Origin of the sequence: Streptomyces sp. NPDC093111 (assembly GCF_040683955.1) — a bacterium.
In the GTDB taxonomy this organism is placed as follows: domain Bacteria; phylum Actinomycetota; class Actinomycetes; order Streptomycetales; family Streptomycetaceae; genus Streptomyces.
Genome location: NZ_JBFBNW010000026.1, coordinates 1 through 12,477 on the forward strand (window position 1 = coordinate 1; position 12,477 = coordinate 12,477).

Sequence of the window (12,477 nt, forward strand, 5' to 3'; positions counted from 1 at the left end):
GGGCGGGCACGCGCGCGTGCCCGCCCCACGAGGGAGCCACGGACTCAGCCGAAGACGGCCAGGCTCTTCGCCTTGCCGCGCTGCGCCTCGACGAGGGCGATCAGCCGGTCCCCCGGACCGAAGACCGCGACCGCGCCCGGCGGGAACTCCGGCATGTCCAGGCGGACGCCGTTCAGCAGGAGCTGGGCCCGCTTCTCGTCGACCTCCCAGCGCGGGAACGCCGCCGCGGCCGCGTCGGCGACCGGCATGATCGTGAGCTCCTCCTGGAGCTGCTCCAGGGTGCGCGCGGACTCCAGCTTGTACGGGCCGACCCGGGTGCGGCGCAGCGCGGTCAGATGACCGCCCACACCGAGCCCGGCGCCCAGGTCACGGGCGAGCGCCCGGATGTACGTACCGGAGGAGCAGACGACGGAGACCACCAGGTCCATGACCGGGGTGCCGTCCTCGGCGGTGTCCTCGCGCACGTCGTACACGCGGAAGGAGGAGACGGTCACCGGACGGGCCGGGATCTCGAACTCCTCGCCGCCGCGCACGCGCGCGTAGGACCGCTTGCCGTCGATCTTGATGGCCGAGACCTTCGACGGCACCTGCATGATGGCGCCGGTGAGCTCGGCGACCCCGGCGTCGATCTGCTCGCGGGTGACCTTCGAAGCGTCGACCGACGCCGTGATCTCGCCCTCGGCGTCGTCGGTGATCGTGGTCTGCCCGAGCCGGATCGTGCCCACGTACTCCTTCTCGGTCAGCGCGAGGTGACCGAGCAGCTTGGTCGCCCGCTCCACGCCGAGGACGAGGACGCCCGTCGCCATGGGGTCGAGCGTGCCGGCGTGGCCGACGCGGCGGGTCTTGGCGATCCCCCGCATCTTGGCCACGACGTCGTGCGAAGTGAAGCCCGACGGCTTGTCGACGATGACAAGCCCTCCCGTGGGCTCCGGCCGGGAGGCGCCGCCGGACGTCTTCTGTGCGGTGCTCATTCGGCGGCTTCGTCCTCGCCCTGCTTCTTGTAGGGGTCCGCCCCACCGGCGAACGTCGCGCCCGAGGACGCGTCGCGCACCTTGGCGTCCGAGGCCCGCACCTGGTCGAGGAGGTCCTCGATGTTCTTGGCGGTCTCCGGGAGGGCGTCCGCCACGAAGGTGAGCGTCGGGGTGAACTTGGTGCCCGCGGCCCGGCCGACGGCCGACCGCAGGACGCCCTTGGCGCTCTCCAGTCCGGCGGCGGCGCTGGCCCGCTCCTCCTCGTCCCCGTAGACCGTGTAGAAGACCGTGGCCTCCCGCAGGTCACCGGTGACGCGGGTGTCCGTGATGGTCACGTGCGTACCCAGGCGCGGGTCCTTGATGCCGCGCTGCAGCTTCTCGGCGACCACCTCCCGGATGAGGTCCGCCAGCTTCTTCGCCCGCGCGTTGTCGGCCACTGGTCCTTCTCCTCTTTCTTGCCTTGCTTGCTGAGTTCAGTCTTCGTCGGTGTGGAGCCTGCGTCTAACCGAGAGCAGTTCCACCTCCGGCCGGGCGGCGACCAGGCGCTCGCACCGGTCCAGTACCTCGCTGAGGTGCCCCGGGTCGCCCGACACCATCGCGACGCCGATCTCGGCCCGCCGGTGGAGGTCCTGGCCCGACACCTCCGCCGCGCTCACGGAGAACTTCCGCTGGAGCTCGGCGACGATCGGCTTGACGACGGAGCGCTTCTCCTTCAGCGACCGGACGTCGCCGAGGAGCAGATCGAAGGACAGCGTCCCCACATACATGTATGCCCGGATGTCCCGCCGGTTCGGGTTCATGGCCCCGCCAACCACTTGGCAGGGACATCAGAACCGTACACGGAACGGCCGGGGCCGATCGACGGAATTCCTTCCCGCCGACCGGCCCCGGATCAACGCTGTACGTCAGGCGCGCGGCTTCTCGCGCATCTCGTACGTCGCGATGACGTCGTCGATCTTGATGTCGTTGAAGTTTCCGAGGTTGATACCACCCTCGAAGCCCTCGCGGATCTCCGTGACGTCGTCCTTGAAGCGGCGCAGACCCTCGATGTTGAGGTTCTCCGCGATGACCTTGCCGTCGCGGATGAGGCGCGCCTTGGTGTTGCGCTTGACCTCGCCCGAGCGGATGAGGACACCGGCGATGTTGCCCAGCTTGGACGAGCGGAAGACCTCGCGGATCTCCGCCGTACCGAGCTCGACCTCTTCGTACTCCGGCTTGAGGAGGCCCTTGAGCGCCGCCTCGATCTCCTCGATCGCCTGGTAGATGACCGAGTAGTACCGGACGTCGACGCCCTCGCGCTCCGCCATCTGCGCGGCACGGCCGGCCGCACGGACGTTGTAGCCGATGACGATGGCGTCGGAGCCCATGGCCAGGTCGATGTCGGACTCGGTGACCGCACCCACACCGCGGTGCAGGATGCGGATGTCGACCTCTTCGCCGACGTCGAGCTGGAGCAGCGAGGACTCGAGAGCCTCGACCGCACCGGACGCGTCGCCCTTGATGATGAGGTTGAGTTCCTGGACCAGACCGGCCTTGAGCACCTTGTCGAGGTCCTCGAGGGACACCCGGCGGACGCGCTTGGCGAAGGCGGCGTTGCGCTCACGCGCAGCGCGCTTCTCGGCGATCTGGCGGGCCGTGCGGTCCTCGTCGACGACGAGGAAGTTGTCGCCGGCGCCCGGAACGTTGGTCAGACCGAGAACCAGGACCGGAGTCGACGGGGTCGCCTCCTCGACGTTGTTGCCCTTGTCGTCGAGCATCGCCCGGACGCGGCCGTACGCGTCGCCGACGACCATCGTGTCGCCGATGCGCAGCGTTCCGCGCTGGACGAGGACGGTCGAGACGGCACCGCGGCCACGGTCGAGGTGGGACTCGATCGCAATACCCTGCGCGTCCTGGTCCGGGTTGGCCCGGAGGTCGAGCGAGGCGTCGGCGGTGAGGACCACGGCCTCCAGCAGGGAGTCGATGTGCAGACCCTGCTTGGCGGAGATGTCGACGAACATGGTGTCGCCGCCGTACTCCTCGGCCACCAGACCGAACTCGGTCAGCTGGCCACGGACCTTGACCGGGTCCGCGCCCTCGACGTCGATCTTGTTGACCGCGACCACGATCGGCACACCGGCCGCCTTGGCGTGGTTCAGCGCCTCGATCGTCTGGGGCATCACACCGTCGTTGGCCGCCACCACGAGGATCGCGATGTCGGTCGACTTCGCACCACGGGCACGCATGGCGGTGAACGCCTCGTGACCCGGGGTGTCGATGAAGGTGATGCGACGCTCTTCGCCGTTGACCTCGGTACCGACCTGGTAGGCACCGATGTGCTGGGTGATGCCACCGGCCTCGCCCGCGACCACGTTGGTCTTGCGGATCGCGTCGAGGAGTCGGGTCTTACCGTGGTCGACGTGACCCATGACGGTCACGACCGGCGGACGGGACACGAGCGCCTCTTCGCCGCCCTCGTCCTCGCCGAACTCGATGTCGAAGGACTCGAGCAGCTCGCGGTCCTCCTCCTCGGGGCTGACGATCTGAACGACGTAGTTCATCTCTTCGGCCAGCATGACGAGCGTGTCGTCGGTGACGGACTGCGTCGCCGTGACCATCTCGCCGAGGTTCATCATCACCGCGACGAGCGACGCCGGGTTGGCGCCGATCTTCTCGGCGAAGTCGGTGAGGGACGCACCGCGCGACAGGCGAATGATCTCGCCGCCACCGCGGGGAAGCATCACGCCGCCCACGGACGGGGCCTGCATGGCCTCGTACTCCTGGCGCCTCTGACGCTTCGACTTGCGACCACGACGCGCGGGACCGCCGGGACGACCGAAGGCGCCCTGCGTGCCACCACGGCCACCCGGACCGCCGGGACGGCCACCGAAGCCACCGGGACGACCGCCGAAGCCGCCGCCACCGCCGCCGGGACCACCCGGACGACCGCCGCCGCCACCACCGGGACCACCGGGACGGCCGGCGAAGCCGCCGCCACCGCCGCCGGGACCGGCCGGACGACCGGCGAAGCCGGGACGACCGCCACCGCCGCCGCCGGGACCACCCGGACGACCGCCGGGACCACCGGGACCACGACCGCCGGGACCGGGGCGCGGGCCGGCAGCGGGACGCTGCGGCATCATGCCCGGGTTCGGACGGTTACCGCCGGGCGCGCCGCCCGGACGGGGAGCCTGCGGACGAGGCATGCCACCCGGGGTCGGACGCGCGGCGCCACCCTGGGGACGCGGGGCGCCGGGAACGCCGCCCTGGCCCTGCGGACGCGGAGCGCCACCCGGAGCACCGGCACCGCCGGGACGCGGGGCGCCACCCTGCGGACGGGGCGACTGGGGGCGCGCCATGCCGGTGGAGCCACCGGACGTGAAGGGGTTGTTGCCCGGACGCGGGCCGGCCGGGCGACCGCCCGGACGCGGGGCCTGCTGGCCGGGACGCGCGGCCTGCTGACCCGGACGCGGCGCCTGCTGGCCCGGACGGGCAGCGGCGGGACGCGGACCGGGGGCGGCACCGCCCGCACGGGGACCGGCGGCCGGAGCCGTCGGAGCCGTCGGGGGGGCCGTGAACTCCGGGGTGGTCGGAGCCGGCGCGGCGGGCGCGGGCTTCGGGGCCGGCTTCGGACCCGGACGCGGGCCGGAGGCGGCCGGAGCCGCGGAGGGGGTGCTGCTCACGGGCGCGGCCGGAGTGACCGGCGCCGCGGGCGCGGCGGGGGCCGGCTTGGGGGCCGGGGCGCCGGGCTTGGGGGCAGCGGGGCGAGCCGCGGCGGCCGGGGACGGCGCTGCGGGCTTCGCGGGGGAAGGCGTCGCCTTGCGGGGCGCGCCGGGCTTGGCAGCGGTCTTGCCGGCGTTGCCGCCGGGACCCTGCAAAGCGTCAGTCAACTTGCGCACGACCGGCGCCTCGATCGTCGAGGACGCCGAACGGACGAATTCACCGAGTTCTTGGAGCTTGGCCATGACGACCTTGCTCTCCACTCCGAACTCCTTGGCGAGCTCGTATACCCGGACCTTAGCCACTTCGCTCCTTTTAGGTCCGGTTACCGCCGGACCGTCGCTACTTCATGGGCGTACTCATCGCGTACTCATCGAGTGCTCATCGCAATCTCGACCTACTTCCAACTCGCGAGGTACCTGACCGCACGGGATTCCGTGCCGTACTTCTTGTCACTGCGGTGCCGCCTGGTCGACCTGGTCGGCCTGCTCGACGTGGTGGCGGAGTGCCGCCGTGTCGAGCGGCCCCGGAGCCTTGAAGGCCCTGGGGAAAGCGCGGCGGCGGACCGCCAGGTCGAGACAGACCACGGCGGGGTGCACGTACGCACCCCGGCCGGGCAGCGTACCGCGATGATCGGGGACGCACTCGTCCTTATTCATCACGATCCGCAGTAGGTCGCTCTTGGCCGTTCGCACCCGGCATCCCACACAGGTTCGCTCAGGGCACGCTCGGGCATGCGTCCGGCCAGACACGATAAGTCTACCTCCCCGTACCGACCTCACCCGTTCGGGGCAAAAATCGAACAGCTGTTGGCCAAATTCGGTCTCAGTCCCGCGGGTCCGAGACCTCGGTGTCGGGGCGGATGTCGATCCGCCAGCCGGTCAGACGGGCGGCCAGACGGGCGTTCTGCCCCTCCTTGCCGATCGCCAGCGACAGCTGGTAGTCGGGCACCGTCACCCGCGCGGAACGGGCGGCCAGATCCACGATCTCGACCTTGGAGACCCGCGCCGGGGAGAGGGCGTTCGCCACCATCTCGGCCGGGTCGTCCGACCAGTCGACGATGTCGATCTTCTCGCCGAGCAGCTCGGCCATGACGTTGCGCACCCGGCTGCCCATCGGGCCGATGCAGGCGCCCTTGGCGTTCAGGCCCGAACGGGTGGAACGGACGGCGATCTTGGTGCGGTGACCGGCCTCACGGGCGATGGCCGAGATCTCGACCGAGCCGTCGGCGATCTCCGGCACCTCCAGGGCGAAGAGCTTCTTCACCAGATTGGGGTGCGTGCGCGACAGGGTGACGGACGGACCGCGGACACCCTTCGCCACCCGGACGACGTACGTGCGCAGTCGCAGACCGTGCGTGTAGTCCTCGCCCGGCACCTGCTCCTGCACCGGAAGGATGGCCTCCAGCTTGTCGTCCAGCTTGACGAGGACGTTCTTCGGGTCCTTGCCCTGCTGCACCTGGCCGGCCACGATGTCGCCCTCACGGCGGGCGTACTCGCCGAAGGTGACGTCGTTCTCGGCGTCGCGCAGACGCTGCTGGATGACCTGGCGGGCGGTGCTCGCGGCGATCCGGCCGAAGTCCGACGGCGTGTCGTCGAACTCCTTGGGCTGCTGCCCCTCCTCCAGGTCGTCCTGGTCTTCCTTCGCCCACACCGTCACGTGACCGGTGGCCCGGTTCAGCTCCACGCGCGCGTGGCGGCGGGCGTCGGGGGTGCGGTGGTAGGCGATGAGGAGGGCCGACTCGATCGCCTCGACCAGCATCTCGAAGGAGATTTCCTTCTCCTGCGCCAAGCCCTTCAGAAGCTTCACGTCGATGTCCACGGCTACGCCTCCTCTTCCTTCTTGTCCTTGCGGTTGAACTCGATCTCGACACGCGCCTTGGCGATCTCGGAGAACTCGACCCGGCGGGCGGTGGCCTTGCGGCCCTTCACGCCCGGCACCTCGGTGTCGAGGCCGTCCTCGTCCACGGCGATGATCCGGGTGACCAGCTCGCCGCCCTCGTCCAGCTGGAGCTTCACCAGGCGGCCGACGGCGCGCACGTAGTGGCGGTGCTGGGTCAGGGGGCGGTCGGCGCCGGGGGAGCTGACTTCGAGGACGTACTCGCCCTCGCCCATCACGTCGCTCTCGTCCAGCGTCTCGGAGATGGCGCGGCTCAGCTCGGCGCAGGCGTCGAGCTCGACGCCCTCCTCCGAATCGACGATGACCCTCAGCAGTCCGCGGCGGCCGGCCCGGGACACCTCGATCTCCTCGAGGTCGAGGTCCTTCGCGTGAACGAGCGGCTCCAGAAGACCGCGCAGCCGTTCGCTCTGGGTGGTGCTCATCCGGGTGACTCCTCGGCCGCGTGTGCTGTTGTGGGTTCGTCGCGTGTCAGATCAAAGGGTATCCGGTCCAGAAGGGTGTTGCCGTCCACCGGGCCGGGGGCCGCGGGTACGCTCGCCAGCGGTGATCTTCGAATATCTGAGCGTGAGGGAGAAGGCGTGAAGACCATCGGCAGGCGCGCGCTCCTGACAGCGGGCGCGGCGGGCACCGCGGCGGCGCTCGCCGGCTGCACCTCCCCCGGCGACACGCGCCCCGCGCCTCCCAGCGCCGCCGAACGCGCCGCGCGCGCCGAGGCCGCGCTGCGCACACGCTCGGCGGCGACCGGCCGCACGCTGCTCGGCCGGTACGACGCGGTGCTCAGCGCGCACCCCTCGCTCGCCGGCCGGCTCGCGCCGCTGCGAGCCTCGGTCGCGGCCCACGTGAAGGCGCTCGGCGAGGGCGGCACGCCCCCGGCACCCGCCCCGAAGCCCACCCCGCCCGCGACCCCGACCGGGTCCGGCACCCCCCACTCCCCCGCCGCGCCCGGCCCCCGCTCCCCCGCCGCACCCAGCCCCCGTTCCCCCGCCGCGCCCGCCCCCGTACCGGCCGATCCGGCGGTCGCCCTCACCGAACTGGCCGCCGCCGAACGGGCGACCGCCGACACCCACACGGCCACGCTCCTGACGGCGCCGCCCGAGTACGCCCGGCTGCTCGCCTCCGTCGCCGCCGCCGGCGCGGCCCACGCCTATCTGCTCACCGAAGGGGGCCGCGGATGACCGCGCTCGACGCGGCGCAGGCCGCACTCGCCGCCGAGCACGCCGCCGTGTACGGGTACGGGGTCGTCGGTGCCCGTGTCGGCGAGACCCGGCGGGCCGAGGCCACCGCCGCGTACGAGGGCCACCGCGCCCGCCGGGACGCGCTCCGCCGCACCGTCCGGGACCTGGGCGGCGACCCGGTGGCCGCCGCCGCGGCGTACGAGCTGCCGTTCGACGTGCCGGACGCCGCCGCGGCCGTACGCCTCGCGGCCGTCCTGGAGGACCGGGTCGCCGGGGTCTACTCGGATCTGGTGCGCTCCGCCGACGGCCCGCTGCGCAAGGACGCGGCGGCCGCGCTGCGCGAGGCGGCGGTCCGGGCGGTCCGCTGGCGCGGCAGCGACGTAACCTTTCCTGGGCTCGCCGAACGGGCGTAGTACCCGCCTGACACCGAGGAAACGAAGGAACAAGGCACGCATGGGTTTCGAACCGCCGCCGCGACTGGTGCGGGCGCTCGGTGAGACGTACGGGGAAGCCGTCGCGGCCGAGTGGCTCGACACGCTGCCCGAGCTCGCCCGGGACACGCTGGAGCACGCCGGTCTGGTCGCCGAACGGGTGATGGCCCCGGGCGGTCGGAGCAGCCTCGTCGTCCTCGTCCCGCAGGCCGCCCTGAAGCTGGCGCCCGCCGTCGCCCGCCCCGACCTGGAGCGGGACGCCCTCGCGCACTGGAACGGCTGGGGCGCGGTGCGCCTGCTCGGCGGCACCGAGGAGGGCGGGCTGCTCCTGGAGCGGCTGCACCCCGAGGTCTCGCTGCGCTCGCTGCCCGAGGCCAAGGCGCTCCTGGAGGCCGCCGGGACGGTACGGCGGCTCTGGGTGGAGCCGCCCGCCGGCCACGGCTTCGAGACGGTCGCCGAGCGGACCGGGCGGCAGGCCGCGGCGATGGCCGCGCACCGCGCCGACGACGAGGCCGGCGCGCTGGTCACGGCCGCGCTCGCGGCCCGCGAGGAGCTGCTGGCGGGCGAGTCCGAGACGCTGCTGCTGCACGGCCGCTTCCGCCAGGGCAAGGTCCTCGCGGGTGACCGGGTGCCGTGGCTCGCGGTCGGCCCCGAGCCGCTGGTCGGTGAGCGGGCCTTCGACCTGGCGCGGCTCGTGCGGGACCGGGTGGAGGACCTGGTGGCCGCGTCCGCGGGGGCCTCGGCGGCCCGCCGGCGGGTGAACAAGCTGGCCGACGCGCTGGACATGGACCGGGAGCGGCTGCGCGGCTGGACGCTCTTCCGGGCGGTCGAGTCCGCGACGCGCGCGCTCGACGCGGGGCGGTCGGCGGATGCGGAGCTGCTCCTGGAGTTCGCGGGCTGGCTGTAGGGGAATACCCTTTTTGTATCCCTTTCCCAGGGAGCCCGTCATGATCCAAGAGGTGTTGATAGCAGTCGTGGGGGCGGGGGCGGCGATCGCGGTGTACGCGGGCGCCGCGGCGCGGGTGGTGAAGCAGTACGAGCGCGGCGTGGTGTTCCGCTTCGGGCGGCTCGTCGAGGGGGTGCGTCAGCCCGGCTTCCAGATGATCGTCCCGATGGTCGAGCACATGCACAAGGTGAACATGCAGATCGTCACCATGCCCGTGCCGGCCCAGGAGGGCATCACCCGGGACAACGTGACCGTGCGGGTCGACGCAGTCGTCTACTTCAAGGTCGTGGACGCGGCGGACGCGCTGGTGCGCGTGGAGGACTACAAGTTCGCCGTCTCGCAGATGGCGCAGACCTCGCTGCGGTCGATCATCGGCAAGAGCGACCTCGACGACCTGCTGTCCAACCGCGAGAAACTCAACCAGGGCCTGGAGCTGATGCTCGACAGTCCGGCGATGGGCTGGGGCGTCGCGATCGACCGGGTGGAGATCAAGGACGTCTCGCTGCCGGAGACGATGAAGCGCTCGATGGCCCGGCAGGCCGAGGCGGACCGGGAGCGGCGGGCCCGGGTGATCAACGCGGACGCGGAGCTGCAGGCGTCGAAGAAGCTGGCGGAGGCGGCGCGCCAGATGGAGGACACGCCGTCCGCGTTGCAGCTGCGGCTGCTCCAGACGGTGATGGCGGTCTCGGCGGAGAAGAACTCGACCCTGGTCCTGCCGATCCCGGTCGAACTGCTGCGCTTCCTGGAACGCGCGGGCGGCGGGCCGGAGCCGGCGGAACCGCCGAGGGCGCGGCCGAAGCCGCCGCCGGCGGTACTGCCGCCCTCCGACGCGTACCTGAAGGGCGCGGCGGACGCGACGGAGGGCGTCGAGGACCTGACGGGGGCGTCGGTGGAGCCGGCACCGCGGGAGGACGACGGCGCGGGTTCCTGACACGGCCGGGGCACCGGAAAGGCCCCCGCCCCGCCGGGGAACGGCGGGGCGGGGGCCTTCGGCGGGTCAGAGGGTCACGCGCTCAGGCGGGCGATCGCCTCGTCGACCGGGAGCTCCTCGCGCTCGCCGGTGCGGCGGTCCTTCAGCTCGACGACGCCCTCGGCGGCGCGGCGGCCGGCGACGAGGATCTTCGGGACGCCCATGAGCTCGGCGTCGGTGAACTTGACGCCCGGGGAGACGCCCGCGCGGTCGTCGACGAGGACCCGCAGACCGGCGGCGGCCAGCTTGTCGGAGACCTCCAGGGCGAGCTCGATCTGCTGGGCCTTGCCGGCCGCGACGACGTGGACGTCGGCCGGGGCGATCTCGGCGGGCCAGCACAGGCCCTTGTCGTCGGCGGTCTGCTCGGCGAGGGCGGCGACGGCGCGCGAGACGCCGATTCCGTAGGAGCCCATGGTCACGCGGACCGGCTTGCCGTTCTGGCCGAGGACGTCCAGCTTGAGCGCGTCGGCGTACTTGCGGCCGAGCTGGAAGATGTGGCCGATCTCGATCGCGCGGTCCAGCTTCAGGCCGGTGCCGCACTTCGGGCAGGGGTCGCCGTCCTGGACGACGACGACGTCGACGTACTCCTCGACCTCGAAGTCGCGGCCCGCGACGACGTTCTTGGTGTGGGTGCCGGGCTTGTTGGCGCCGGTGATCCACGCCGTGCCCGGGGCGACGCGCGGGTCGGCGATGTACGTGACCTTCTCCAGGCCCTGCGGGCCGACGTAGCCGCGGACCAGGTCGGTGCGCTCGGCGAAGTCGGACTCGGTGACCATCTCGACCGTCGCGGGGGCGAAGTGCGCCTCGACCTTGCCGAGGTCGACCTCTCGGTCGCCCGGCACGCCGACGGCGACGATCTCGCCGTCGACCTTCACGAGGAGGTTCTTCAGCGTGGCGGAGGCCGGGACGCCGAGGGAGGCGGCGAGGGTCTCGATGGTCGGGGTGTCGGGGGTGGGGATCTCCTCGGCGGCCGGGACGGCGGAGCCGTCGACGGGCGTGAGCGCGTAGGTGATCGCCTCGGTGTTGGCGGCGAAGTCGCAGTTCGGGCAGTCGGCGAAGGTGTCCTCGCCGGCCTCGGCCGGGGCGAGGAACTCCTCGGACTTCGAGCCGCCCATCGCGCCCGCGGTGGCGGCGCAGATGCGGTAGTCGAGGCCCAGGCGCTCGAAGACGCGCTGGTACGCCTGGCGGTGCAGGGCGTAGGCGTGCGCGAGGCCCTCGTCCTCGGTGTCGAAGGAGTACGAGTCCTTCATGAGGAACTCGCGGCCGCGCAGGATGCCGGCGCGGGGGCGGGCCTCGTCGCGGAACTTCGACTGGATCTGGTACAGGATGACCGGCAGGTCCTTGTAGGAGGACGCCTGGTCCTTCACGAGGAGCGTGAAGATCTCCTCGTGGGTCGGGCCGAGGAGGTAGTCGCCGCCCTTGCGGTCCTGGAGGCGGAACAGCTCGGCGCCGTACTCGTCCCAGCGGCCGGTCGCCTCGTAGGGCTCGCGGGGCAGCAGGGCCGGCAGGGAGACCTCCTGGGCGCCGATGGCGTCCATCTCCTCGCGGACGACGCGCTCGACGTTGGCGAGGACCTTCTTGCCCAGCGGCAGCCAGCTCCAGATGCCGGCGGCGGTCCGGCGCACGTAGCCCGCGCGGACGAGCAGCTTGTGGCTGAGGACCTCGGCGTCCGCCGGGTCGTCGCGCAGCGTCTTCGCCATCAACTTCGACATGCGCTGGACCGGTGCGTTGGCCATGGTTCTCGTACTCCTGCCGGTGGGTGTCCCCCCGTTCGAGCGCGGCCGAGCGTGGGGGAGGGTCTTGGCTAGGAGGTTAGCCGGGCGGGGGCGGGTCGGTGAAATCAGTTCCCGCGCCTGAGCGGCAGGGGTGCGCCCATGACCGCGTACGGGCGGGGCGCGCTGGGGAAGTGGACCTGCCGGGCGAGGTCGACGTAGCCGAGGGAGGCGTACAGGCCGCGGGCGGGGCTGTCGGTGTCGATGGCGGAGAGGATGGAGCGGGGCAGCTCGGAGCCGTCGGTGAGGGTGGTGATCAGCTCGCGGCCGATGCCGCGGCCCTGGAAGGCCGGGTGGACGTGCAGCTCGGTGATGACGAAGGAGTCGTCGAGCCAGCCCTGGCTGCCGGTGGCGCGCAGATACGGCTCGACGATCGTGGACCACCAGTGGGCGCGGTCGTTGGGCATCCCGTACACGAAGCCGACGAGCCTGCCGTCGGGCGTGGTCGCCCCGTGGGCGCGGGCGCCGGGGTTGAGCAGGTGGCGCAGCACGATGTGGCGGCGTACGACGATCTCGTCCGCGTCGAGCCCGAAGGCCTGGGCCTGCACGTCGAGCGCCTCGTCCACGCGCGCGGCGAGATTGACGGGCCCGATCACGACCTTCGTGTCATCCAT

General features: G+C 72.2%; 13 protein-coding genes. 4 read left to right on the top strand and 9 right to left on the bottom strand.

Going from position 1 to position 12,477, the window contains the following annotated elements; translation table 11 throughout:
• Window positions 1–44: 44 nt before the first annotated feature.
• The 7 genes from truB to rimP form a co-directional block, all read right to left on the bottom strand.
• Entirely contained in the window at window positions 45–971 is a 927-nt protein-coding gene (truB, locus tag AB0Q96_RS33850) for a tRNA pseudouridine(55) synthase TruB (RefSeq protein ID WP_365332268.1), read from the bottom strand.
• Window positions 968–1,408: a 30S ribosome-binding factor RbfA gene (rbfA, locus tag AB0Q96_RS33855; RefSeq protein ID WP_365332270.1), complete on the bottom strand. Its 441-nt coding sequence runs from the start codon at window positions 1,406–1,408 to the stop codon at window positions 968–970. Before rbfA ends, truB begins: the two co-directional genes overlap by 4 nt.
• Before the next feature lie 36 nt (window positions 1,409–1,444).
• Entirely contained in the window at window positions 1,445–1,738 is a 294-nt protein-coding gene (locus AB0Q96_RS33860) for a DUF503 domain-containing protein (protein ID WP_365332440.1), read from the bottom strand.
• Between the two features lie 138 nt (window positions 1,739–1,876).
• Window positions 1,877–4,975, bottom strand: coding sequence for a translation initiation factor IF-2 (gene infB, locus AB0Q96_RS33865; protein WP_365332272.1), 3,099 nt, complete (start codon window positions 4,973–4,975; stop codon window positions 1,877–1,879).
• A 147-nt stretch (window positions 4,976–5,122) separates the two neighbouring features.
• On the bottom strand, window positions 5,123–5,422 hold the full coding sequence (locus AB0Q96_RS33870) for a YlxR family protein (protein WP_365332274.1): 300 nt from the start codon (window positions 5,420–5,422) through the stop codon (window positions 5,123–5,125).
• 73 nt (window positions 5,423–5,495) lie between these two features.
• Window positions 5,496–6,491 (bottom strand): transcription termination factor NusA, encoded by a 996-nt coding sequence (nusA, locus tag AB0Q96_RS33875; RefSeq protein WP_365332276.1) that lies wholly within the window; start codon window positions 6,489–6,491, stop codon window positions 5,496–5,498.
• A 2-nt stretch (window positions 6,492–6,493) separates the two neighbouring features.
• Complete coding sequence (gene rimP / locus AB0Q96_RS33880) at window positions 6,494–6,991, bottom strand: ribosome maturation factor RimP (protein ID WP_365332278.1); 498 nt, start codon at window positions 6,989–6,991, stop codon at window positions 6,494–6,496.
• 156 nt (window positions 6,992–7,147) lie between these two features.
• Between rimP and AB0Q96_RS33885 the strand changes: the two genes are divergently transcribed.
• Genes AB0Q96_RS33885 through AB0Q96_RS33900 form a run of 4 tightly spaced genes read left to right on the top strand, consistent with a single transcriptional unit; the run spans window position 7,148 to window position 10,052 of the window.
• Window positions 7,148–7,744, top strand: a complete 597-nt coding sequence (locus AB0Q96_RS33885; protein WP_365332280.1) for a hypothetical protein — start codon at window positions 7,148–7,150, stop codon at window positions 7,742–7,744.
• Window positions 7,741–8,157 carry a ferritin-like domain-containing protein gene (locus AB0Q96_RS33890; protein ID WP_365332282.1) on the top strand — a complete coding sequence of 139 codons (417 nt, stop codon included), beginning with the start codon at window positions 7,741–7,743 and terminating at the stop codon, window positions 8,155–8,157. The genes AB0Q96_RS33885 and AB0Q96_RS33890 overlap by 4 nt, the downstream gene beginning before the upstream one ends.
• A gap of 40 nt (window positions 8,158–8,197) precedes the next feature.
• Window positions 8,198–9,082, top strand: a complete 885-nt coding sequence (locus AB0Q96_RS33895) for an aminoglycoside phosphotransferase family protein (protein WP_365332284.1) — start codon at window positions 8,198–8,200, stop codon at window positions 9,080–9,082.
• A 40-nt stretch (window positions 9,083–9,122) separates the two neighbouring features.
• A complete protein-coding gene (locus AB0Q96_RS33900; protein ID WP_365332286.1) occupies window positions 9,123–10,052 on the top strand; it encodes a slipin family protein in 930 nt (309 codons plus the stop codon).
• A 74-nt stretch (window positions 10,053–10,126) separates the two neighbouring features.
• Here the strand turns inward: AB0Q96_RS33900 and AB0Q96_RS33905 are convergent, their stop codons facing one another.
• Together AB0Q96_RS33905 and AB0Q96_RS33910 are read right to left on the bottom strand one after the other, a co-directional pair.
• Window positions 10,127–11,827, bottom strand: a complete 1,701-nt coding sequence (locus AB0Q96_RS33905) for a proline--tRNA ligase (protein WP_365332288.1) — start codon at window positions 11,825–11,827, stop codon at window positions 10,127–10,129.
• 104 nt (window positions 11,828–11,931) lie between these two features.
• Window positions 11,932–12,477, bottom strand: a complete 546-nt coding sequence (locus AB0Q96_RS33910) for a GNAT family N-acetyltransferase (protein WP_365332290.1) — start codon at window positions 12,475–12,477, stop codon at window positions 11,932–11,934.

Bases quoted from the DNA above. Each gene is read 5' to 3' on its own strand.
- AB0Q96_RS33860 (WP_365332440.1), bottom strand. From the start codon at position 1,738: ATGTATGTGGGGACGCTGTCCTTCGATCTGCTCCTCGGCGACGTCCGG.
- truB (WP_365332268.1), bottom strand. From the start codon at position 971: ATGAGCACCGCACAGAAGACGTCCGGCGGCGCCTCCCGGCCGGAGCCC.
- AB0Q96_RS33905 (WP_365332288.1), bottom strand. From the start codon at position 11,827: ATGGCCAACGCACCGGTCCAGCGCATGTCGAAGTTGATGGCGAAGACG.
- AB0Q96_RS33890 (WP_365332282.1), top strand. From the start codon at position 7,741: ATGACCGCGCTCGACGCGGCGCAGGCCGCACTCGCCGCCGAGCACGCC.
- rimP (WP_365332278.1), bottom strand. From the start codon at position 6,991: ATGAGCACCACCCAGAGCGAACGGCTGCGCGGTCTTCTGGAGCCGCTC.
- AB0Q96_RS33910 (WP_365332290.1), bottom strand. From the start codon at position 12,477: ATGGATGACACGAAGGTCGTGATCGGGCCCGTCAATCTCGCCGCGCGC.
- AB0Q96_RS33900 (WP_365332286.1), top strand. From the start codon at position 9,123: ATGATCCAAGAGGTGTTGATAGCAGTCGTGGGGGCGGGGGCGGCGATC.
- AB0Q96_RS33895 (WP_365332284.1), top strand. From the start codon at position 8,198: ATGGGTTTCGAACCGCCGCCGCGACTGGTGCGGGCGCTCGGTGAGACG.